Source organism: Microcoleus sp. S36b_A4, assembly GCF_036700645.1.
Classification (GTDB): domain Bacteria; phylum Cyanobacteriota; class Cyanobacteriia; order Cyanobacteriales; family Microcoleaceae; genus Microcoleus.
Genome location: NZ_JAUBPI010000100.1, coordinates 1 through 22,418 on the forward strand (window position 1 = coordinate 1; position 22,418 = coordinate 22,418).

Genomic DNA, 22,418 nt, shown 5'->3' on the forward strand with positions numbered 1-22,418 from the left:
TTCGTACTTCATATTATGGGAGCTAATTTTTTCTTTTATTTTACCTAGAACGAGCGCACTTTCGCAAGAGGTCTATTTTAGATTTTAGATTTTAGAGTTGAGTCCCCACCCGCCCTTTGGAAGCTTGAACTTTGGTGAGTAGATTGTAAATTTTAGATTTTAGATTAAACAATTGATATCCAATCTGTTAGGAGCGGAATTATTCATATATCTCTTCTCGACCTCTGCGTTAATCTGCGTCAATCCTTTGTCATCTGCGGTTAATAAATTTTCTTTTTTTTGACCGCAGATGAGGGCAAATTAACACAGATTAACGCAGATGAATGACATCAATTCCGGTTGCACCATCCATAGGTAATTGTTGATTTTTGACTGGATTGGACTATTCCGATCCAACCGGAATTGATATGAGTCCACAACCGGAGCGCAGAGCCGCGCGCTTAAGTAGGTACGCGGGAAAAATAATCTTTATGCAACTAAACATTAACTAGCGTGATTCAAGTTAAATTTAACACATTGTTTACGGCTAGTAAGTAGGTGCGACTATCAAGCTATCATCAATCGGGCGATTGTTTGCATAAAATATCCCTTCTAAGGATTCTTTCACGGAGTGACAACCGCTTTGGGCTACATACATATTTGGCAGCTAATCTACTTATTTAGGAATAGGTTGTTCCAGAAATAGTGCATGGGATATCAACATATAATACTTATAATGACTAATCACAATTTAGTAAAAAAGTCAATACCGTTTCATCAATTCCCTTTAGTTTCAAAGGCTTATATTTAACAATGCGATTTTCCTCAACATAATCTGCCACCGCCGCCGAAATTAGCACCGTGTTTGGTTCCGTCACCTCTTGCAAGCGGGCGGCAATATTCACGCTCGGCCCGATCGCAGTATAATCCGATCGATCAGGGCCGCCAAACATCCCCACCACCGCAGTACCCTGGTGAATTCCGCAGCGAAACCGCACCGGAGCCACCCCATTTTCCCCAACAATTCCCTGCTCCAACCAGCCCTTGTTAAGCTCCTTCAGAGCTTGCAGCATTTGGCCAGCAGCAGCCACAGCGCGGCGTACTTGCTCATTAGGGGTTAGTTCCTCCGGCGCCCCAAAGAAAGCCATTACCGCATCTCCAACAAACTTGTCCACCGTACCGCCACTGTCAAAAATAGCCTTAGTCATTGCCGCCAAATATTCATTTAACAGCTCAGCTACCCGGCGCGAGCGCAGCGTATTTGCCATTTGAGTAAAACCGACAATATCGCTAAACAAAATAGTAATCAATCGCGGTTCTGGGCGCAAATCCAAGGCCAAATCTCCAGCCGCTGCGGCCTTCACCATCGCCGGTGGCAAAAATCGGCGCAGCACCGACTCAGTTAAATAACTGTTCAACTGCTGCACTCGGCGCTCGTTTTGTTTGAGGGCGATCAAATTCCGCACTTCCGCCAACAATTCTCGATCGTTAAAAGGCTTAGATAAATAAGCATCTGCACCCCTTTCTACTCCTTCAATTCGAGTATCTTCGTCGGCTTTAGCGGTCAGCAAAATTGCCGGAGTTCCCTGCAATTCCTCATCCTCTCGAATCATCCGAATCAAATCCAATCCCGAAATCAAAGGCATCATCAAATCAGTTATAATTAAATTAGGGCGACGTTTTTTAGCTACCGCAAATCCTTCTTCTCCGTTGCGCGCCAACAAAACTGCAAAGCCGGCATCTCGCAGAATTGCCGACACATAAAAGCGCAAATCGGGATTGTCGTCAACCACCAAAACCGTTCCCACTGCTGTTTCTGATTTGATCGCTTGGAGCGCCTCTAAATTATGATTTTCAGCCTCATTTTCCGACAACTCCGCCTCCACATCTGCCAGTTCAACCGCAGCTTTCGATGAGTGAAACTCTGCAGGTATTTCTAGTACCTGTTCCGGGGGCAAGTGAGTCGAACCGAAGTGCAGCCAAACGGTAAAAGTAGTACCTTCGCCGTAAACTGACTCAACTGAAATTTGACCGCCATGGAGTTCGACTAATTCTTTGACAAGTGCCAAACCTAAGCCGCTGCCTTCATAGGAACGGCTAGCTGAACCTTCGGCTTGGCGAAAGCGCTCGAATAAATAGGGGATTTGTTCGGTGCGAATGCCGATACCAGTGTCTTTTACTTGCAACAAACAGTGAGCGCCGGCAGATTCAACTTTCAGAGTGATAGTTCCGCCTTCTGGGGTAAATTTGACAGCATTTGACAGCAGGTTGTAAATAACTTTATCAAATCTTTCCAAGTCCAAATAAAGTAAAGGACATTCTTGCAGTTGGGTAATTAAGTGCAGTCCTTTTTTCTCGCAGTAGGCGCGGAATGACTCTGCGGTAGAGTAACAGAAACCGACTAAATCGCAGGGGCGAAAACTTGGCTGCATCCGTCCAGCATCGAGCCGCTGCAAGTCCAGCAGTTGATTTACCAAGCGCAGGAGGCGACGGGAATTACGCAAAGCGATTACGGCTTGTTCGTAGGGTAAGTCTTCTTTGCGTCTACAAGCTGATTCCAGAGGGCCGATAGTTAGAGTTAGAGGGGTGCGGAACTCGTGGGAGATATTTTGGAAAAATTCGGTTTTGAGCCGATCGGCTTCCAAAAGCCTTTCTGCCTGCTGTCTGGTAGTCTGGTAGAGGCGCGACTGCTGCACGGCTAGAGCAGCTTGAGTTGCGACTATTTGAGCCAGGTCAATGTCTGAGATGTTCCAGCGGCGGATGCTGTGATTTTGGCGCAGGGAAATGCTGCCGATGATTTTGCCTTCTGAGAGTAAGGGAACGACTAACAGGGCGCGGGCTGGCGATCGAACTTGCAGTTCTGTAACATTTAACTCAGGGTGTTCGTCGAGATCTTCGATCGCCACCGGCTCTTTTGATACCATAACTTGCAACAACAGCGGATTGCCTCGAATCGGCACCAAAGACTGTGGCAAAGAAGGATGGGCAAAAACCCAGGCGCGAGTGTTCTCAGCAGCATCACCAGAAGCCGTCTCGTAGCCCAGAGAGTTCACAACTACTTCTGGATTGTCAATAAAACCCTGTTCTACAGCCACGGTATCCCTATCTGTGTCGTATAGCCCCACGCATTGGACGTATTCATCATCTTCAGTCCACAGAGATAGGGCGCAGCCGTCAACTTGCAAAGCTTGGCCGAGTTGTTGAGTAATGGCTGCAAAAATATTTTGGGGATCGAGACTCGATCGAATTGCCGTAGTAATAGTATTGACTAAGGCCTCGCGCTTGGCCAGCGCCCGCACCTGTTCGTAAGCCCGGGCTTGAGAAAGCGCCAAAGCCGCTTGGTCTGCCACCGTAATTACCAACTGTACCTCGTGGTCTTGCCACTGGCGCGGTTCCTCAAACTGGTGCAGCGCCAAGACTGCCATCAGTTCGATTTTGTAAAACAGCGGTACGATTAAGCTCGATCGAATATTCGCAGCTTCGTAAGCCTGCTGTCGTTGCTGATTATCCCAGTTTAAAACTCGATCGTCAGTTTGGGCATCTTGAATCACCTCCACATCCAGAGTTTCCCAAACCAAATCCGGCAGCAAATCCGGGGAGAGTTCGACAGCAGAAGCATCTCCGGGCGTGACTTCCTCATCGCCCCCCAAACCTTTAGTTTCTGCCTTCTGGTAAACGAACCACTCATCGGCCACCCGGCCGTCTTGGAACGGCCGCAGCAGACAGCAACTCACCTCAAACATCTGCCCGACAGTTTCCACAATTCTTTGCAGCATTTGCTGGTAATTGGGAGCCGATCGGATAGTATTGGTAACGGCATAAAGCAGCGATTCTTGGCTCAAAGCACGGCGCAGTTCATTGGTGCGCGTTTTCAGAAGATTGTGAGTCTCAACAGCTTGACTGACAAGATTGATTAGCTCTTGAGCATCCCAAGGCTTGGTAACGTATTTAAATACTTTGCCAGCGTTAATAGCTTCAACTAAATCTTCAACATCCGTATAGCCAGTTAAAATAATTCGGATCACGTCGGGGTACTGAGCCGCCGTCAGGCTGAGAAACTCCGTACCGCTCATTTTTGGCATTCGCTGGTCTGAGATAATCACCGCAACTTCTCCCTCTTTTGCCAAAATTTCGAGCGCAGCGGGGCCAGATTCGGCTCTGAGCACTTTGTAGTCTCGATGAAAGGTGCGGTAAAGCAAGTCGAGGTTATCCGGTTCGTCATCGACGATCAGAATTTTTAGCTTAGGATTTTCTTGGGAATTCATGCACCGTTCTCCTGTGCCCCGGGGCTGTTCGATTTAATAAGTCTGATCAAATGAAGAATTCGCCGATTTAAATTGCTGAAGTCATAGCATTTTCGATTTTCGATTTTCGATTTTCGATTGCGAATGACTGATGACATAAGGGTTGGGATTTTGCCTAGAGTGCCATTATTTCGGGAAAAAGGTATCACAATAATTCGTCGATATGAAGTTGTTGTGAGTGTGAGAGGCAAGCATCAACCTTGAGTTTTGAGGTCTGGGTTTTCAATTCGGAATTCTTCTGAGCCACAGTTATCTGTCGTGCACCCCAATTTTATTATTTAATGATATTCACATAAACTCGTCTCCCGATAATTTTCCTTCCCCCCCTTACCTTTATGCAGCCGGAGAGCAAACACAAATCTGGCTATTTTAACTGCCGTCTGGATTTCTCAGAATACATAGGAATAACCGTCCTGATTGTGAGTTGATTTGCCAGATTTATGTTTGCTCCTGGCTCCTGGGACTATTTTATTTGGTATGTGAAAGCTGCCCGCAGCAAGATAGAATAGACAACCAACATCTTCGCCTGTGTTTTTTCCCACAAGTAATAGCAACTTTAACAGTCAGCCAAGGATACCGACCACAATCAGGCGCCGAGCCCCTGACTGATATTCGGGGGTGGCCCACAGACCACAGAGGTGTCTGTGGGAGTGACGCAATTGCTGTACCATTTTAGTTAGACTTGCACTTTTTTCCCCGATCTCGGCATTTTTTGTGCGTCCTGCAGACCAACGCCCAAGCCAATTACTGCAGCGAAACACCGCAAGCTCGAGCATCCATCTGTTAATCTTAGCTAGGGATGTACTCTGTGGAAACCGATCAGTCGATTTTAGATTTTAGGTTTTAGATTTTAGATTTACTCCACAGATGAATCGGGGAGCTTGAACTAGGGTCTAAAATTTTGATCGGTCCCCGACGAGTGTCGGTGGCTTGTATCGGTTTTTGGGCAGGGTCAATTAGCTCGATCGAGGTTTTTAAGGTCTCATCGCGCGCAGCAGAGTATCGAACCGACGGCGAAAACCCCTGCTGACTGTTTCCAGGCATCCAAATTTAAATTGGAAGTTGGGAAAGTACCCCCTAGCTCAACAGGTAAGGCCGGTTCCATGGGGGACGGACGATGGATAGCCCAGAACTGCTGAAAACTAGGGTGCCAAGCCGGGGGGGGCGGCGGCGAACATCCGACGCGCGATCGTACGCGGTGTTAGTATGGTCAGTCGTGGAGTTTTTCTACTACCGCTGGACGGATAAATTATATTCGATCGGGTATTTCCGTAAGCAGAGATCGGTAGGATTCCGGGAACCTGATGTTAAAACCTTTGTGATTGTTTTTAATACCTTGCCCGCTAAGCTGTCGCGCATTTAATTTGTAAGCTACTGTTTACTTAAACTCTTCTGATGCCGGCGGAAAGCCAGGGATCAAGCTTCAATTTAAAGGCAAAATAGCTTATCCACAAATCTAGTATTAGGGGATGAATTTTATTTTTTCATAACTAGAATATTAAATGATAAAAATTTTCTGTTTACCTCAAATTGTACTTAAAGTCAAGCACCAAAAAATATAATTTAATCGGGCTCATAAACTATGCCTATAAGTTAGGTTATAAGATCAGTATAACATTAGTGAATTTTCTAAGAGGGTAGCTTAGAAACCCGCGTAAAAAAATTAATATAGTGGCCTGGCATTGTGAATCCTTCATTTTTTTCCTCACCATCTCACCAACAACAAACTCCCGGACTTTCTGGTTTTTCGATCCGGGTCGCTGTGCCCAACGACTTAACGCAGCTAGCTGATATTTTAGCCATGAGCTTTCACTCCCGCGAGGGGTTGGTAGAATGGGTGTATCCAGTGTTGCGTTTGGGCATTTATGAAGATTTAAAAAATCGACTGCGTTCTAAGGCAGAACATTACATTTGTCTGGTTGCTGAGCTAGTCTCGCGCGAGGAGGGAACACAGAATTATCGATCGCACCGAACTCAGCGTATGGCAGGAACAGTAGAAATGGCTTTGCGTTCTCGCTTTCCTTGGCAAATCCCTAGTTCTGACTATCCTTATTTGTCGAATTTAGCCGTTCACCCGGATTACCGGCGGCAGGGAGTTGCTCAACAATTGCTCAGCAACTGCGAGGAGACCGCCAAAGAATGGGGATTTTCGGAGATTTACCTCCACGTTCTGGAAAATAATCACCCGGCGCGACAGTTGTACTATCAGGCCGGCTATCGCTTGCAACAGGTGGATTGGAATTGGACTGGTTGGCTGTTCGGCCAGCCGCGCCGCCTGTTTTTACGCAAGCAGATTTCGCTATCCTAAGCTAAGTATTTGAATTGATCATGGGGAATTGGGGCTTCGCCAAGAAAAAGGAAAAAATAGCTATCCGTGTATCTTGTACTTCCGAATTGTGGATCAATGGAATGGGAATGGGGAATTAGTGATAAATTTTAGTTTGCTCTTAATCCCGATCGCGCAACACAATAAAATTAGTCCGATCGAGCGATTAAAAGGGCGGGTTTTTGAGATTTCAATTATTGGCAGATATTTTTCGTGAACCCGCCCCTACCGTATTAGGCGTAATCGACCGGACATGATATTATATCAAATTCGGTATCCTCATCCGGCGTAAAAACCAGTCAATAATCACGGAATGTGCAACAAAAATTAATCTAATTAATCTGCGTTAATCTGTGTTTATCTGCCTGTATCTGCGGTTGAAAAAACATAATTCCTTAACCGTAGATGACAAGGAATTGACGCTAATTCAAGCCGATCAAGATAATAGATTCATGAATAATCCCGCTGCTAAAAAAAATGATTATACCAAATCCGGCTTGAATACACCTTTATTTTTTAGCATTTTAGAGAGAGACAAAAGGCAACTGTAAGAGCGATGTCAAGGGCCGAGTGCAACAAAGTTTCTAACCCGGATTGAGTAGGGTGAGGAACGCCACAGAAGTTCTGATCTGCTGTGGCGTTTTGTTCGCCAGAACAGGAGACTTTCGCCGCCAATTCTAGAGTTCAGAGAGATTTGGTAGGAAATCCGAGGAGCCGATTGGCCCGTTAACCCCAACCAGATTTGCTAAAACCCGATCGGTTCCAGCTACTCGCAGCAACGTACCGTTCGGAGTGGTGCTAAATTGCAACTGCTGGAAACTCAGCCCGTCGGTCAAAACAAACTTATCGACGCCTACCTCGAAGTTAATGACAGTATCAGTGCCGCCCTCACCATTCAACACATATCGATCGCTCCCAATACCTCCAATTAAAGTATCTTCGCCCAAGTCGCCAAACAGCCAGTCATCTCCAGCGCCCCCATTGAGAAGGTCGTTATCTTTACCACCAATCAAGGTATCGCTGCCAGCATCTCCGTTGATAGTATCTTGGCCTTCGTTGCCGTAAAGCAAGTCATCGCCCTCACCGCCGTTGATGCAGTCTTGCTGGTCGTTTGCGGCCACCGAGACACCCCGGTTATCAGCACGATCGCCATAGATGGTATCGTTGCCCTCGTCACCGCAGATCTCATCGCTGCCGTCACCGCCGTAAATCAAGTCGTCACCCCGATCTCCGTGTATGAGGTCGTTAGCTTTGCCGCCGTAAATCAAGTCGTTGTCTTCACCGCCACTGATGGTATCGTCACCCTCATCGCCGAACAGCACATCAGCACCGATGCCACCAAAGAGCAAGTCCTGGCCGCCAACATCTTGAACTCGACTTCGAGCACCGCCGTACATGGTGTCGTCGCCGCTGTCGCCCACAAGGGTATCAGAGCCAAGTTCGCCCCAAATCAGGTCATGATCTTTGCCACCCCAAACACAATCATTGCCTTTACCTGCTTGCACGGTATCATTACCGTGACCGCCGCCAATGATATCGTTGCCACCGTCGGCAAAGATTAAGTCTTGTTCCCCGATATCCCCGATTGACTGAGAACTGCCACTGTCGCCGAGCAGAGTATCGGCTCCTTGGCCGCCGTAGAGGGTATCGGACCCTAATTGACCGTAGATGATGTCATTGCCTTTACCTCCGTAAGCGCGATCGTTATCTTTCCCTGCAACCAGCGTATCGTTTCCTTGTTGGCCGTTGAGGAAGTCGTTACCGAAGCCTCCGTACAGCAAGTCGCGTCCCTGGGAGTCGCTAGCCTTTTGGTCGCGGATGCCCCCAAACAAGCTGTCGGAGCCGATGCCACCAAACAACGTATCGGAGCCGAGTTCGCCCCAAATTAAGTCATTTTCTTTACCTCCAAGGGCAATATCGTCACCTTTGCCGGTATGGATGGTATCGTCGCCCTCGTTGCCGTTAATCAGGTCTGCACCGTTGCCTCCGAAGATCAAATCGCCATTGTTCTGAGCACTGCTGGAGTTATCGTTGCCGTTGTCTCCCAAAATCGTATCGGCACCTAGATCTCCAAACAGGCTGTCAGAGCCTAAGTCGCCGGCAATCCAGTCGTTCTGTTTGCCTGCAAATACGATATCGTTGCCCTCGTCTCCGTAAACAATATCGGTGTCAATGCCCCCAAAAATCGTGTCATTGTCTTCGTTGCCGTAAATTTCGTCCGCGCCGTCTTCACCTAAAAGCAGATCGTTGCCTTCAAAACCGAAGATTTTTTGGTTGCCTTTGGTGTCTACGATCAAGTCATCGCCGTCGGTTCCTTTGGTGGTTTGTCCCTCTGAAAATTGTGAAATAGGCCGGACAAAGCCAACTGCGGGTGGTTGCTGCGGAGGCGCAAAGTTAATTCCCGGTTTTTCAATAATGGGCGAACATTGACAGTTGGTATCTGTTTCGGCGATCGGATTTGAGATGATCGGCGATGCCGGCGTTGGTGTGGGTGTAGGTATGAGTGGGGGAACTGTTCCAACTGGCCTCAAGATAGCAGCAACAGTAGCGCTAGCGGGGCTGACTTTGCCGAGGTTGTCGGTGGCGGTGTAGCTGAAAGTTGCTCCGTTAAAGTCAACTGTGGCTACGAAAAATAGTTGTCCTATTTGTGCCGGAGTCAAAACTTGACCGACTGTCACGGGTATGTCGCCGTTGACTGAATCTGATAGGAACAGGACTCCTTGGTTGGCTGGGGGGACTCTGGTGATGGTGTAAGAGACGATCGACCCATCGGGGTCACTTCCTCCCAATCCCAACACCTGCACGATGCCGTTAGTCGGAACCGTGAAGTTAACATTGTTAATCGATGGCGGTTGGTTGGAAGTCGGGGAGATAGCGGCAACTGTAGCAGTGGCGGGGCTGGTAGCGCCGCTGTTATCTGTGGCGCTGTAGCTGAAATTGGCACCGGTAAAGTCGCCGGTGGATTGGAAAAATAGTTGTCCTATTTGTTCCGGTGTCAAAACTTGACCTGGTGTCACGGCTACTCCGCCGTTGGCTGGATCTCCTAAAAACAGGATTCCTTGGGCCGCTGGCGGCAGGGTGTTGATGGTGTAAGAGGCGATCGACCCATCGGGGTCACTTCCTCCCAATCCCGGCACCCGCGCGCTGCTGTTGGGCTCTACCGTGAAATTAGCATTGTTGGTTACTGGCGGTAAGTTTAGGGGATTTGGTGTGGGAGTTGCTCCTGTGGCACCGAGAGTTGCGGTAGCCAGGGAACTGGTAGCGCCGTTGCTATCTGTGGCGCTGTAGCTGAAAGTTGCTCCGGTAAAGCTACCTGTGGATTGGAAAAATAGTTGTCCTAGCTGTTCCGGTGTCAGGATTTGACCGGGTGTCACGGGTACGCCGCCGTTGGCTGGATCTCCTAAAAACAGGACTCCTTGGGCCGCTGGCGGCAGGGTGTTGATGGTGTAAGAGGCGATCGACCCGTCGGGGTCGGGGTCGCTTCCTCCCAATCCTGTAACTAACCTGCTGCTGTTGGGTCCGAGGCTGGAGTTGGCATTGTTGGCAACTGGCGGTTGGTTGTTCGTTGGAGTTGGAGTTGGTGTGGGCCCTATCAGTCCAGCCACACTAGCGGTAGCGACTGGACTGATAGCACCGCTGTTGTCTGTAGCGGTGTAGGTGAAATTGGCTCCTGTAAAGTTGCCCGTCGTGAAGAAATATAGTTGCTGCAACTGTTGAGGAGTCAGGACTTGACCTTGTGTCACTGGTACACCGCCGTTGGCTGGATCTCCTAAAAACAGGACTGCTTGGTCTGGTGAGGGCAGGGTGTTGATGGTGTAAGAGACGATCGACCCGTCGGGGTCGGGGTCGCTTCCTCCCAATCCCGTGACTAACCTGCTGCTGTTGGGTCCGAGGCGGGAGTTGGCATTGTTGGCTAATGGCGGCTGGTTGTCAGTTGGAGTTGGAGTTGGTGTGGGAATTGGCGAAACAGGCCGCAAGATAGCCGCCACAGTAGCGACAGCGGGACTGGATGCGCCGCTGTTGTCTGTGGCGCTGTAGGTGAAATTGGCTCCTGTAAAGTTGCCCGTCGTTTGGAAAAATAGTTGCTGCAACTGTTCTGGAGTCAGGACTTGACCTGGTGTCACTGGTACACCGCCGTTGGCTGGATCTCCTAAAAACAGGACTGCTTGGTCTGGTGAGGGCAGGGTGTTGATCGTGTAAGAGGCGATCGACCCGTCGGGGTCGCTTCCTCCCAATCCTGTCACTAACTGGCTGCTGTTGGGTTCGAGGCTGGAGTTGGCATTGTTGGCAACTGGCGGTTGGTTGTTCGTTGGAAGTATGGCCGCGACAGTAGCGGTAGCGGGACTGGATGCGCCGCTGTTGTCTGTGGCGCTGTAGGTGAAATTGGCTCCTGTAAAGTTGCTCTTCGTTTGGAAAAATAGTTGCTGCAACTGTGCTGGAGTCAAGACTTGGCCTGGTGTCACTGGTACGCCGCCGTTGGCTGGATCTCCTAAAAACAGGACTGCTTGGTCTGGTGAGGGCAGGGTGTTGATCGTGTAAGAGGCGATCGACCCGTCGGGGTCGCTTCCTCCCAATCCTGTCACTAACTGGCTGCTGTTGGGCCCGAGGCTGGAGTTGGCATTGTTGGCTAATGGCGGTTGGTTGTTAGTTGGAGTTGTGGGAGTTGGTGTGGGAGTCGGAGTTGTGGGAGTTGGTGTGGGAGTTGGAGTTGTGGGAGTCGGAGTTGTGGGAGTTGGAGTTGTGGGAGTTGGAGTTGTGGGAGTTGGTGTGGGAGTTGGTGTGGGAGTTGGAGTTGTGGGAGTTGGTGTGGGAGTTGGTGTGGGAGTTGGTGTTGTGGGAGTTGGTGTGGGAGTTGGTGTGGGAGTTGGAGTTGTGGGAGTTGGTGTGGGAGTTGGTGTTGGAGTTGGTGTGGGAGTTGGTGCTATCAGTCCATCCACAGTAGCGGTAGCAGGGGGACTGATAGCACCGCTGTTGTCTGTGGCGCTGTAGGTGAAATTGCTTCCTGTAAAGGTTCCCGTCGTTTGGAAAAATAGTTGCTGCAACTGTGCTGGAGTAAGGACTTGGCCTGGTGTCACGGGTACGCCACCGTTGGCTGGATCTCCTAAAAACAGGACTGCTTGGTCTGGTGAGGGCAGGGTGTTGATCGTGTAAGAGACGATCGACCCGTCGGGGTCGAGGTCGCGGCCTCCCAATCCCGTGACTAACTGGCTGCTGTTGGGCCCGAGGCTGGAGGTGGCAGGGTTGGCAACTGGCGGTTGGTTGGGAGTTGGAGGTGGTGTCAGAGTTGTGGTGACTGTAGATGCGTTGTTGTCCAGAGTCGGGTCAGCGGTAGTTGAGGTACTTCTGGCGGTGTTGGTGACGCTGCCGGATGCAGGTACGATGAAGCTGACTGTGTTGGTGACGGCGGCACCGCTGGCTAAGCTGGGAACGGGCGCGAAGGTGACAATACCTGTATTCTCATCGTAGACACCGCCGTTGACTTCTGTTACGGCGCCAACGATGCTGTCAGTAATTGTGAGGTTTTCGGCTGTGCTTGGGCCGTTGTTGACTGTGGAAATTATGTAAGTAACTCTTTCACCTGGTGCTGCTGTCGCAGTCCCGCTTTTGGTGGTAACGACATCGGCACTAGGTGTCAGAGTTGTGGTGACTGTAGCCAGCGGATCAGTGCCGTTGTTGTTCTCAGGAAAAGGATCTGGGGTAGCTGAGGTATTTCTGGCAGTGTTGGTGACGTTGCCAGATGCAGATGCAGGTGCGATAAAGCTGACTGTGTTAATGGCAGGAGGAGCACCGGAAGGCAAGCTGGGAATCGCTGGGAAGGTGACAATCCCAGTATCTGGATTGTAAACAGCCTCGTTGGGTAGACTAACTATTGTTAAACCGCGAACAATGCTGTCGGTAACGGTGACGTTTTCGGCTGTGCTTGGCCCGTTGTTGACTGTGGAAATTATGTAAGTAACTGTTTCACCCGGTGCTGCTGCCGTAGTCCCGGTTTTGGTGGTAACAACATCGGCAAGAGCAGCAACAATTGTAGTTGAGACTTGAGAGATGGGTTGGGAACTATTGTTGTTAGCTAGATTTGGGTCGAAAGTGCTGGATGTGCTATAGGCAGTGTTAGTTAAGGGAGCTGTGACTGTTGGGGAAACTGTGGCGGTGATGGTGCGGGTTTGGCTAGCACCGTTAGCCAGAGTCGGAATCGCCGGCCAGATGACAGTTCGCGTTTTGCTGTCTAAAGTACCGCCGTCAGATATGCTGACTGGTATTAAGCCTGCGGGCAGGGGATCTTGAATCAGGACGCTTTCGGCGCTGTTTGGCCCGTTATTTGTGGAGGTAATCGTATAGGTTATGGTGCTGTTGGGTGTGGCGAACAGCGGGCCTTTTTTAACAATGGAAACGTCGGCTACGAGTGTAGGCGGATCTATACTTTGGATGATGACATTGTTAACTTCGTGAATGTTTGTGTTTCCCCCAGTCGAAGCAGCAAAGCCAAATTTAAAAGTACGTGGCACTGCTCCGTTTATGGTTGCCAAATTTGGTATGTCGATCAGTGTTTCGCCCGCATCAAATGTGTCACTACCGTCCAAGTCTAAGGCAACTGTAAGACGGTTAGGTGTTACTGAAGTCGTCGGGAATAATGTAATTTGGACGGTTCTTTTAGTATTAAGAGTAGTGCGACTGGGTGCGTCTTTATTGTCTATGCCAATGGAAACCCCCGTCAAAGTGTTAGTTAAAAGACTAGAACCTAAAAATTTATAATTTTCGGTTGGGATTGTGCTTTCCCTGCCTCTAAGTCCTACTGCATCAGGTCGCTGCCCTGGGCCGCCCACACGCCCTGCAGTAGGATTGGAAAAATTGCCAAACTCGTCTAATCCGACACCTAAATAACCTCCTGAAAGACCAGTTGAAAACAAAGCAGGATTATTATTCGGAGCATAGCCGAGAGAGCCACCGTAGCCTCCCGCTTTTGTTGGCGTAGCTGTTCCGTCAATGAGGAAAAAACTAATGCCATCGGCACCAAGAATGGGAGGCGGAACCCGTGTTTCAAAAGGATAAATGTCATTACCTCTGTTATAGGCAAAGAAATCAAAGGTAACTCTCAGACCCTCAGTGGCGGAGATGGGGTTGTTATAGATAACAAAAGCTGATTGGTCAAAGGCGTTTGATGTTAATCTCAAAGTACCTATTCCGGCTGGATCGCCAGTCCCTAAAGCAGGAATAACTCCGCTGGGGTTTGGTGTACTACCTGCGGTTAAGCCTGGGTCAGGTGTAAGGGTGTTGCCAACTCCATATATCCAAGGCCCGATTACTGTTGAATTTTTAAATTCTTCAGCCGCTAAGGTAGCGAGGACTGATGTGTAGCCTTCTAGGACTTCTTTTTCAAAGGCTATTTCGGTATTTATTTGTCCTGTGGTAATTTCTAATTCCCAGTCGCCGCCTAGTGCTGCACTCCCTGTCAGGTTGTTGGAAGCGGCAATATTTGCTCCTGTTATTTCACTGAGTTTTTGTATGAATTTAATGCCGAATTCGTCGGCTGCTATGTTACAGCCGTAAAGCAGAATGCTGCCAGATTCGTTAAGGGCTTTTCCCCACTGCTGCAATTGGTTGCTGTAGGTTTCTAGATTATCAATATTAATTTCTGTAGAGCCGATTTCTACTGCTGCTTCTCGACCGTGAGAAACTATGTGCAGGCTGGTGATGCTGTTGCGCTGACCCAGAATTTCGGTGATTTGCTCGATTCCATCCCGGGTTCTATCCAGCAAGATTACTTCTGTACCGCATTTCACTCCCCTGAGCAACTCTTGGTAGTTTTCTACTTTTGAATCCACAATCGCTAGATTTTTTCGGCTAGCCGTCTCTGCTTTATGGGTAGCTTGTCTCAAGATTTTAGTCTCCATATTTGTAGATTTCCCTGTTTGTGTAGATGACAAATTTGACAGATTTAGGAGGGTTTTCATTTGGGGTTGATTTTATTGCTAAATCTAAGCTACCCCTTTTCATAGGTGACGATAAACTTTCAACTATAAAGTTTTAAAAATTATTTGGTTTAGAAAACATAATACTTACCTCTATTTGTGATTTGTGATCTTAGTCAATCATTAGACAGGATTTACAGCGATCGCCCTTGGATGTCCTGATGCGACAGATGGCTGCAAATTCTAAGATGAATAAGGGGTAACAGCCTTTGTATTAGCGAAGATGCTCTATTTTTGGGCAAAATGATATCAGGTCTAAGGTTAGTTATATGGTAAATTACTTACGGATTCATCAGCACAAGGGGTCACACCCCTCATGCCACTGTTCTGAGTCTGGTGATATCGAGGCTGTCTCAGACAGCTTGAACGGTAAATATACTGAAAATATTAATTTCCTAAAAATTGGCAGATTTTGACTTTGAGGTGCGATCGCTCTTAAAAGTTGAGAGTACCGTATTTCTAGAGATTTATACTTATACTAATTGGGTGTGCAGTAAACTCACAGCCATGTAATAATAGCAACTTAACGCTACAAAATTTAACAAAAAAAGTTGACAAATTATATATGTTAATACCAGGATTGCGGGGCCAAAAAAGAACGATCGCCCTTGAATTCAAAAAGTACGATCGCCCTTTACACCGTCTTTCTATCTAAATCATCAAACTCCATCGATCGCACGCCCTAACGTCGCTTGCTAAGCGTCAATATCGAGTTCGCGCACTAAAAAAGCCCATTCATCAGCTAATTCTTCAATCACTTTAGCAGTAGGCTTGCCGCCCCCGTGTCCCGCTTTAGTTTCTATCCGAATTAACACGGGTTTTTCTCCCGCGTGGGTTTCTTGCAAAGCAGAAGCAAACTTGAAACTGTGGGCCGGAACCACGCGATCGTCGTGATCGGCAGTTGTAATCATTGTCGCCGGATAAGTCGTTCCCGGTTTGAGGTTGTGCAGGGGAGAATAGCCGTAAATTGTCGGGAATTCCTCGGCATTTTCGGGAGAACCGTATTCCGAAGTCCAGGCCCAACCAATGGTAAACTTGTGGAAGCGCAGCATATCCATAACCCCAACGGCAGGCAATGCCGCACCGAACAATTCCGGCCGCTGAGTCATGCAAGCCCCTACTAATAAACCGCCGTTGCTTCCACCTGCGATCGCCAATTTGGCAGGTTGGGTGTATTTGTTTTCGATCAACCATTCAGCGGCAGCTATAAAGTCGTCAAACACATTTTGCTTATTCAACTTTGTCCCTGCTTGGTGCCATGATTCGCCGTACTCGCCGCCACCCCGCAAACAGGCGATCGCATAAACTCCGCCCAGATCCAGCCATACGACATTGCTAACCGAAAAACTCGGAGTTAGGGACACGCCAAAACCGCCGTAGCCGTAAAGATAAGTGGGGTTATTGCCATCCAACTGCAAGCCTTTCTTGTGGGTGATAAACATGGGTACTTGCGTACCGTCTTTGCTTGGGTAAAATACTTGTTTTGTTTCGTAATCGTTGGGATTAAAATCGACCTTTGGCTGCCGATAAATGGTACTTTCATCTGTCACCATATTGTAGTGATAGATGATGTTAGGTGCAGTGAAACTGGTGTAAGCATAAAAGGTTTCGGTGTCGTGCCGCTTGCCGCTGAATCCTCCCGCCGAACCGATTCCGGGCAAGGCAACTTCTCGCACGAAAGAGCCATCTAAGTTAAAGATTTTAATCTGGGTGTAGGCGTCTTTCAAGTAGGAAGCCACAAATTGATTGTTCAGCAGGCCTATGCCTTCGAGAGTTTCTGCTGCTTCGGGGATAATTTCTGTGAACCCCCCCTCTCTGGGCGACGGGGGAGTTTCATCACAAGCGAGGGATGACGGAGGTTGGTTGTTGGTGTCGATCGCAATTACGCGGCCCAACGGTGCATTCAAGTTTGTTTGAAACCAGAAAATAGATCCCTCATTGTCGATGAAACTGTACTCAGCCTCGAATTCGCTAATCAGTTCTACAACGGTTGATTCCGGTGCAGTTAAATCCTTGTAGAAAATCAAGTTTTTGGTTTCAGTTCCTTGCCAAACTGAGATAATCAAGTATTTGCCATCTTCGGTGACGCCCCCGCTAAATCCCCACTCTTTTTGATCGGGTCGCTCGTAGATTAATACGTCTTCAGATTGGGGGGTGCCGAGTTGGTGGTAAAACAGTTTTTGGTAATAGTTAACTTCTTCGTGCTTGCTTTTTTCGTTGGGTTCGTCGTAGCGACTATAAAAAAAGCCTTTGCCGTCGTGAGTCCAGGATGCTCCTGAGAATTTAATCCACTTTAAATGGTCTGATAAATCTTCGCTTGTTGCCACCTCACGGACTTTCCATTCCTGCCAGTCAGAACCGGAAGTTGACAAACCGTAAGCCATGTATTTGCCGTCTTCGCTGATAGCTATCCCCCCCAAAGCAACAGTTCCGTCTTCTGAGAGAGTGTTGGGATCAATTAATACTTTGGGTTCGGTGTCGAGGGATGTTAATGTGTAGAGTACGGATTGATTTTGCAGACCATCATTCTTGTAGTAGAAATAGCGAGATCCTTCTTTGAAAGGTATGCCGTATTTCTCGTAATCCCAAAGTTGAGTCAGGCGCTGTTTGATTTTTTCCCGCGCCGGAATTTCGTTGAGATAGGCAAAGGTAACTTGATTTTGGGCTTCCACCCAAGCTTGGGTGTCCTCTGAGTCAGGATTTTCCAGCCACCTGTAAGGGTCGGATACTTTGACGCCGTGGTAGTCGTCTGTTTGGTCGATTTTGCGGGTTGTGGGGTAGGTGAAAGGTCGATCGAATTGGGTCATGATTTTTTACTCTCGGTAACTTTGTCCAGTTTACCCTTTCGCGGCAGTGACGACAGGGAACAACGAAACTCAAGACCAAATAGCAAATACCAAATACCCGACAGGTTGAAACCTGTCGCTACACAGACAAAACCCGCCGACGCGGGTTTCATATCTTACAATTTTGTCATTACGAGCCTGAGCGAAGCAATCGCAGAAGCTTAGAATATAGCTCTCGTCGCATCAATTGTCAACTCTTCATCCTCTCTTCTCTTCCTACCCTTCGGGAACGGCTTCGCCGAACGTACTCTTGGCGTCTTCGCGGTTCGTTTCTCTTATTTTTAAATCAGCCATCACCCGTTTTCAACTAATCCAACTCCCTCCTTCCTTCCAAAGCACGAGCCAATGTAACTTCATCGGCATATTCCAAATCTCCCCCCATCGGCAAACCAAAAGCTATGCGCGTCACCAGCGTAAAAGGTTTTAATAAGTGACCAATATAAAGAGTAGTAGTTTCGCCTTCCACGCTGGGACTAATAGCAATAATTACTTCCTTAATCTTTTGCTGGCTGACGCGCCGGACTAACGGTTGAATGTTCAATTGTTCTGGGCCAATTCCATCCATCGGCGAGATAACGCCACCAACAACGTGATATTTACCCATGTATTCCCGCGTTTTTTCTAAAGCGATTACGTCGCGGGATTCTGACACTACACAAATGGTATGACTGTCGCGGTTGGTATTGCGGCAAATTTCGCAAACAGGGTCAGCAGATAAGTGAAAGCATACTTGACAGAAACCTACTTGCTGTTTGGCATCAATTAAAGATTTAGCTAGGGCTTGCACTTCTTCCTCCGGTCGCTTCAAAATATGTAAAGCGAGCCGCTGGGCTGTTTTTGGACCGACTCCTGGCAAGCGCTGCAATTGTTCGATTAAACGAGCTAAAGGTCGAGTGTACATTAAAAATTGGCGGTAATTGGTAATATCATTTCTGGTTGATTCGCGATCGTAGAATTAGCGCGATGTAGGGGCGGGTTTTACCAACCATCTATGTTTTAAACTAAGTATATCATAAACTCGTCCCGCCCATACACTGATGACTATTGACTAATTTACCCTCCACTAATTTTAGCTTTGTAGCCTAACTTTGTGATAATTTCTCGCAGCTTTTGCTTGTGTTCGCCTTGAATTTCGATTTCATTATCTTTGACTGTGCCGCCAGTACCGCATTGGGCTTTTAGCTGCTTGGCTAAAGTTGCTAATGTTTCGGGTTTTTCCTGAAAGCCACTGATGACTGTAACTGTTTTGCCGCCGCGTCCTTTTCGGGATGCTTCGATTTTGAGGTTTTGTTGATTAGGGGGAACTTCGGCAATTCCCCGTTGGAGGGCTGCCGAGTTGTCAACGTTGCCGAATTCGGAGTAAACTATTCGTTTGCCCTCGGTTGTTTTGCTGTCAGAATCTTTGCGTTTGGATGCTGCCATAGGTTAAGATGCTTGATTTTTTTTTACTGGTATTTCTAGTTTTAGCGGATTGGGGTATGGTTGCGATCGCTCGGAATGCCATCTATCTTCTACTTATTGTATTAGCCCGTCAATCGATTTTAGATTTTAGATTTTAGATTTTAGATTGAAGGATTGACCCCACGGATAAATTCGGGGGGCAAGTTTCATCGGATACAGGTTTTTTATTTCTGGACGGATGAATCACGTGGCGGGTATCCTGGATACTTTAGGTCAAGCGTTCAAGCAATTATAATGAAATTTGTTCTATCGGCTCCAGTCCACAACCAATTTGGTACGATCAACACCAAGCCTCTAGCTTACCCGCGAATCTAAAAAATCTAAAATCTAAAATCAAATGACAGTCACCCCCCTGCATCTCACCACCGAAACCAGCGCCCAACGCCCCGACTCCCTCGGCAGATTCGGCAAATTCGGCGGCAAATACGTCCCCGAAACCCTGATGCCCGCTTTATTTGAACTAGAAGCCGCTTTCCACAAATACCGCAGCGAACCGGAATTTCAACAGCAACTCCAACAATTGCTCAAAGATTATGTCGGCCGCCCCAGCCCTTTGTATTTCGCCGAACGCCTCACCGAACACTACGCTAAAGCAGACGGAACTGGCCCGCAAATTTACCTCAAACGCGAAGATTTAAACCACACTGGTGCTCACAAAATTAACAACGCTTTAGCTCAAGCATTGCTGGCAAAACGTATGGGCAAAAAGCGGGTAATTGCTGAAACTGGTGCCGGTCAACACGGCGTTGCTACCGCCACAGTTTGCGCTCGTTTTGGTATAGAATGCGTTGTCTACATGGGCGTTCACGACATGGAAAGACAGGCTTTAAATGTGTTTAGAATGCGCTTGATGGGAGCCGAAGTGCGGCCGGTGGCTGCGGGTACGGGAACGCTGAAAGATGCGACTTCAGAAGCGATTCGCGATTGGGTGACAAATGTCGAAACAACTCATTACATCCTCGGTTCCGTAGCGGGCCCGCATCCTTACCCGATGATGGTACGCGATTTCCATGCGGTAATTGGTGAAGAAACGCGCGCTCAGTGTCAGGAAAAGTGGGGCGGTTTGCCGGATATTTTATTAGCTTGCGTTGGCGGCGGTTCTAATGCAATGGGCCTTTTCCATGAGTTTGTCGGGGAAGAAACTGTCAGATTGATCGGTATTGAAGCGGCGGGCGAAGGTGTGGAAACTGATAAACACGCTGCTACTTTGACTAAGGGAAGTGTGGGAGTTCTACACGGGGCGATGAGCTATTTGCTGCAAGATAATGAAGGTCAAGTAATCGAGCCGCATTCGATTAGTGCGGGTTTGGATTATCCGGGTGTGGGGCCGGAACACAGTTATTTGAAAGATGCGGGCAGGGCTGAATATTATAGCGTAACTGATGCAGAAGCGCTGGAAGCATTTCAGCGACTTTCGCAGTTGGAGGGGATTATTCCGGCTTTGGAAACTTCTCACGCGATCGCCTATTTAGAGACTCTGTGCCCACAGCTAACAGGCAATCCGCGCATTGTGCTGAACTGTTCCGGACGTGGCGACAAAGACGTGAACACTGTGGCGAAGGTTCTGAATATCTAGGTTAGCGGAATGTGGGGCGATCGCTCTGTAGGAATTGGTAACAATTAATTGGTGTCAACTTAAGACTAAAATCCTTTGTATCTCTCGTTTGTATCGAAGTCTAGATACCCCCTAGCCCCCCTTATTAAGGGGGGAACTGGAACCGATGTTTCGTCCCCCTTATTAAGGGGGATGCGAGGGGGATATAGAGGCTTATCCTCAGACGGTATACTCATACTACTTTTGGCCTTAAGTTGACACTAATAGTAACAATTAACTTTATTTCTCGTTTGATTTCATGTCCAAAGGTTTGATTTCGATTTGCTTGGGATTGTTGACAATCCTGCCTAAGTGTGACACCTCCATTCCTATGCGATCGCTGCCACAAACTCCCATGAATACTAATGTTGCTTTGAGTGCTATTACTGACTTAGAAAAAGCGGTTAACCAACAGATAAATCAATACCGAGCATCTAAAAAGTTGCCGCCGCTGAGTATCGATCCGCGAATCAGTCAGATAGCAAGAATTCACAGCGAAAATATGGCTAAGGGTAAAGTCAGTTTTAGCCACGATGGATTTGAGGGGCGGGCGAAAGCAATTACCATTCCTTATCAAAGTGTAGCTGAAAATCTTGCTTACAATTTTGGCTACAACGACCCGGTACGCAATGCTGTTGAGGGTTGGATTAAAAGTGACGGCCACCGTAAGAATATGGAGGGTCAGTTTAATGTGACTGGTATTGGGGTTGCGAAAAATGCCAAAGGGGAGTATTATTTTACTCAGCTTTTTGTCCGCAGTCGATAATTTGAAGGAAGAAGGAAGTTCGGCAACGGATTCTGTAACGGATGTAACGGATGTAACGGATGTAACGGATGTCAGTCCGAGGGAAGTCGGAAGAGGGAAGAAGGAAGAGGGAAGAGGGAAGAAGGTAGTCAACAGTCAACAGTCAACAGTCAACAGTCAAAAATTACTAATAATGGAATTTGCAGATTTTCAAGTGTGCGATGGTGATATTCCCGATTCTCTCTTATCTTATTATTTGACTGCTCCGGCGATCGCCGTTGATACGGAAACAATGGGTTTGCTACCTTGGCGTGATCGCTTGTGTTTGGTTCAGTTGTGCAATCCCGAAGGTAAAGTTGCAGTGGTGCGGATTGCCAAAGGCCAGACAGCAGCACCGAATTTAAAGAAGTTAATGGAAGCCGAAAGTATTGAAAAAGTATTTCATTTTGCGCGCTTTGATATGGCAACAATGCGTTACAATTTAAGTATTGACATTGCACCAGTTTTCTGCACCAAGCTAGCTAGTAAACTTGCTAGAACTTACACCAACAGACACGGATTGAAAGAATTAATTCTAGAACTTGAAAAGGTAGAATTAAATAAAACATCTCAAAGTTCCGACTGGGGAAATGCGACTAATCTTTCTGACGAGCAACTAAATTATGCTGCTAACGATGTCCGCTATTTGCTGAGCGCTAAACAAAAGTTGACTGCTATGTTGCAGCGAGAAGAACGCTGGGAAATTGCACAGCAATGTTTTCAGTGTTTGCCAGTTTTTGTGAGTTTGGATTTATTGCAGTACAATGATGTTTTCGAGCACGGCTAATACCATTTTAGATTTTAGATTTTAGATTTTAGATTGGGAATGACTGATGACTACCAGGGTTTAGAGCAAGGGCATACAATTGCATTCTTTTTTTGAAATTGTATAATATTGTGTCACCTCGCACAATTGCAATCAAATTGGTTTGTAATGAAGACTTGAGTTATCATAAAACTCGCTTGGACTTGAGTCCTCACTACAAAGGTAATTATTATTATTTGACCGAAAGCATCCAGGATACAAGCCCCCGGATTCATTCCGAAAGCAGACTCAGGACCCAGAAATCAAAAACCTGTATCCGAGAAACTTGCCCCCCGAATTTATCCGTGGGGTCAATGCTTCAATCTAAAATCTAAAATCTAAAATCTAA

Annotated in this window: 10 protein-coding genes; 5 read left to right on the forward strand and 5 right to left on the reverse strand. The window is 47.6% G+C overall.

What is annotated here, in order from left to right:
- Positions 1 to 719 precede the first annotated feature (719 nt).
- Positions 720 to 4,244 (reverse strand): response regulator, encoded by a 3,525-nt coding sequence (locus QUA03_RS24140; RefSeq protein WP_333215623.1) that lies wholly within the window; start codon positions 4,242 to 4,244, stop codon positions 720 to 722.
- A 1,156-nt stretch (positions 4,245 to 5,400) separates the two neighbouring features.
- Between QUA03_RS24140 and QUA03_RS24145 the strand changes: the two genes are divergently transcribed.
- Together QUA03_RS24145 and QUA03_RS24150 are read left to right on the forward strand one after the other, a co-directional pair.
- Positions 5,401 to 5,646 carry a hypothetical protein gene (locus QUA03_RS24145; RefSeq protein ID WP_333215625.1) on the forward strand — a complete coding sequence of 82 codons (246 nt, stop codon included), beginning with the start codon at positions 5,401 to 5,403 and terminating at the stop codon, positions 5,644 to 5,646.
- A gap of 321 nt (positions 5,647 to 5,967) precedes the next feature.
- Positions 5,968 to 6,591 carry a GNAT family N-acetyltransferase gene (locus QUA03_RS24150; protein WP_333215627.1) on the forward strand — a complete coding sequence of 208 codons (624 nt, stop codon included), beginning with the start codon at positions 5,968 to 5,970 and terminating at the stop codon, positions 6,589 to 6,591.
- 695 nt (positions 6,592 to 7,286) lie between these two features.
- On the opposite strand, the gene QUA03_RS24155 is transcribed toward QUA03_RS24150, so the two are convergent.
- The 4 genes from QUA03_RS24155 to QUA03_RS24170 all read right to left on the reverse strand — a co-directional run bounded on the left by QUA03_RS24155 (position 7,287) and on the right by QUA03_RS24170 (position 18,847).
- Positions 7,287 to 14,501, reverse strand: a complete 7,215-nt coding sequence (locus QUA03_RS24155) for a DUF4347 domain-containing protein (RefSeq protein ID WP_333215629.1) — start codon at positions 14,499 to 14,501, stop codon at positions 7,287 to 7,289.
- A 773-nt stretch (positions 14,502 to 15,274) separates the two neighbouring features.
- Positions 15,275 to 17,386 carry a prolyl oligopeptidase family serine peptidase gene (locus QUA03_RS24160; protein WP_333215631.1) on the reverse strand — a complete coding sequence of 704 codons (2,112 nt, stop codon included), beginning with the start codon at positions 17,384 to 17,386 and terminating at the stop codon, positions 15,275 to 15,277.
- Positions 17,387 to 17,732: 346 nt separating this feature from the next.
- Positions 17,733 to 18,326, reverse strand: coding sequence for a recombination mediator RecR (gene recR, locus QUA03_RS24165; protein ID WP_172187730.1), 594 nt, complete (start codon positions 18,324 to 18,326; stop codon positions 17,733 to 17,735).
- A gap of 152 nt (positions 18,327 to 18,478) precedes the next feature.
- Positions 18,479 to 18,847: a translation initiation factor gene (locus tag QUA03_RS24170; protein ID WP_333215634.1), complete on the reverse strand. Its 369-nt coding sequence runs from the start codon at positions 18,845 to 18,847 to the stop codon at positions 18,479 to 18,481.
- 376 nt (positions 18,848 to 19,223) lie between these two features.
- Between QUA03_RS24170 and trpB the strand changes: the two genes are divergently transcribed.
- The 3 genes from trpB to QUA03_RS24185 all read left to right on the forward strand — a co-directional run bounded on the left by trpB (position 19,224) and on the right by QUA03_RS24185 (position 22,051).
- The gene (trpB, locus tag QUA03_RS24175; RefSeq protein ID WP_333085184.1) at positions 19,224 to 20,462 is read left to right on the forward strand and encodes a tryptophan synthase subunit beta; all 1,239 of its coding nucleotides are present in this window, start codon (positions 19,224 to 19,226) and stop codon (positions 20,460 to 20,462) included.
- A 277-nt stretch (positions 20,463 to 20,739) separates the two neighbouring features.
- The gene (locus QUA03_RS24180; RefSeq protein WP_333215635.1) at positions 20,740 to 21,246 is read left to right on the forward strand and encodes a CAP domain-containing protein; all 507 of its coding nucleotides are present in this window, start codon (positions 20,740 to 20,742) and stop codon (positions 21,244 to 21,246) included.
- A gap of 172 nt (positions 21,247 to 21,418) precedes the next feature.
- The gene (locus tag QUA03_RS24185) at positions 21,419 to 22,051 is read left to right on the forward strand and encodes a ribonuclease D (protein WP_333215637.1); all 633 of its coding nucleotides are present in this window, start codon (positions 21,419 to 21,421) and stop codon (positions 22,049 to 22,051) included.
- Positions 22,052 to 22,418 lie beyond the last annotated feature (367 nt).

Excerpts from the sequence above, each read along its gene's own strand:
- QUA03_RS24160 (WP_333215631.1), bottom strand. The coding sequence starts at position 17,386 with ATGACCCAATTCGATCGACCTTTCACCTACCCCACAACCCGCAAAATC.
- QUA03_RS24145 (WP_333215625.1), top strand. The coding sequence starts at position 5,401 with ATGGATAGCCCAGAACTGCTGAAAACTAGGGTGCCAAGCCGGGGGGGG.
- QUA03_RS24140 (WP_333215623.1), bottom strand. The coding sequence starts at position 4,244 with ATGAATTCCCAAGAAAATCCTAAGCTAAAAATTCTGATCGTCGATGAC.
- recR (WP_172187730.1), bottom strand. The coding sequence starts at position 18,326 with ATGTACACTCGACCTTTAGCTCGTTTAATCGAACAATTGCAGCGCTTG.
- trpB (WP_333085184.1), top strand. The coding sequence starts at position 19,224 with ATGACAGTCACCCCCCTGCATCTCACCACCGAAACCAGCGCCCAACGC.
- QUA03_RS24170 (WP_333215634.1), bottom strand. The coding sequence starts at position 18,847 with ATGGCAGCATCCAAACGCAAAGATTCTGACAGCAAAACAACCGAGGGC.
- QUA03_RS24185 (WP_333215637.1), top strand. The coding sequence starts at position 21,419 with ATGGAATTTGCAGATTTTCAAGTGTGCGATGGTGATATTCCCGATTCT.
- QUA03_RS24155 (WP_333215629.1), bottom strand. The coding sequence starts at position 14,501 with ATGGAGACTAAAATCTTGAGACAAGCTACCCATAAAGCAGAGACGGCT.
- QUA03_RS24180 (WP_333215635.1), top strand. The coding sequence starts at position 20,740 with ATGTCCAAAGGTTTGATTTCGATTTGCTTGGGATTGTTGACAATCCTG.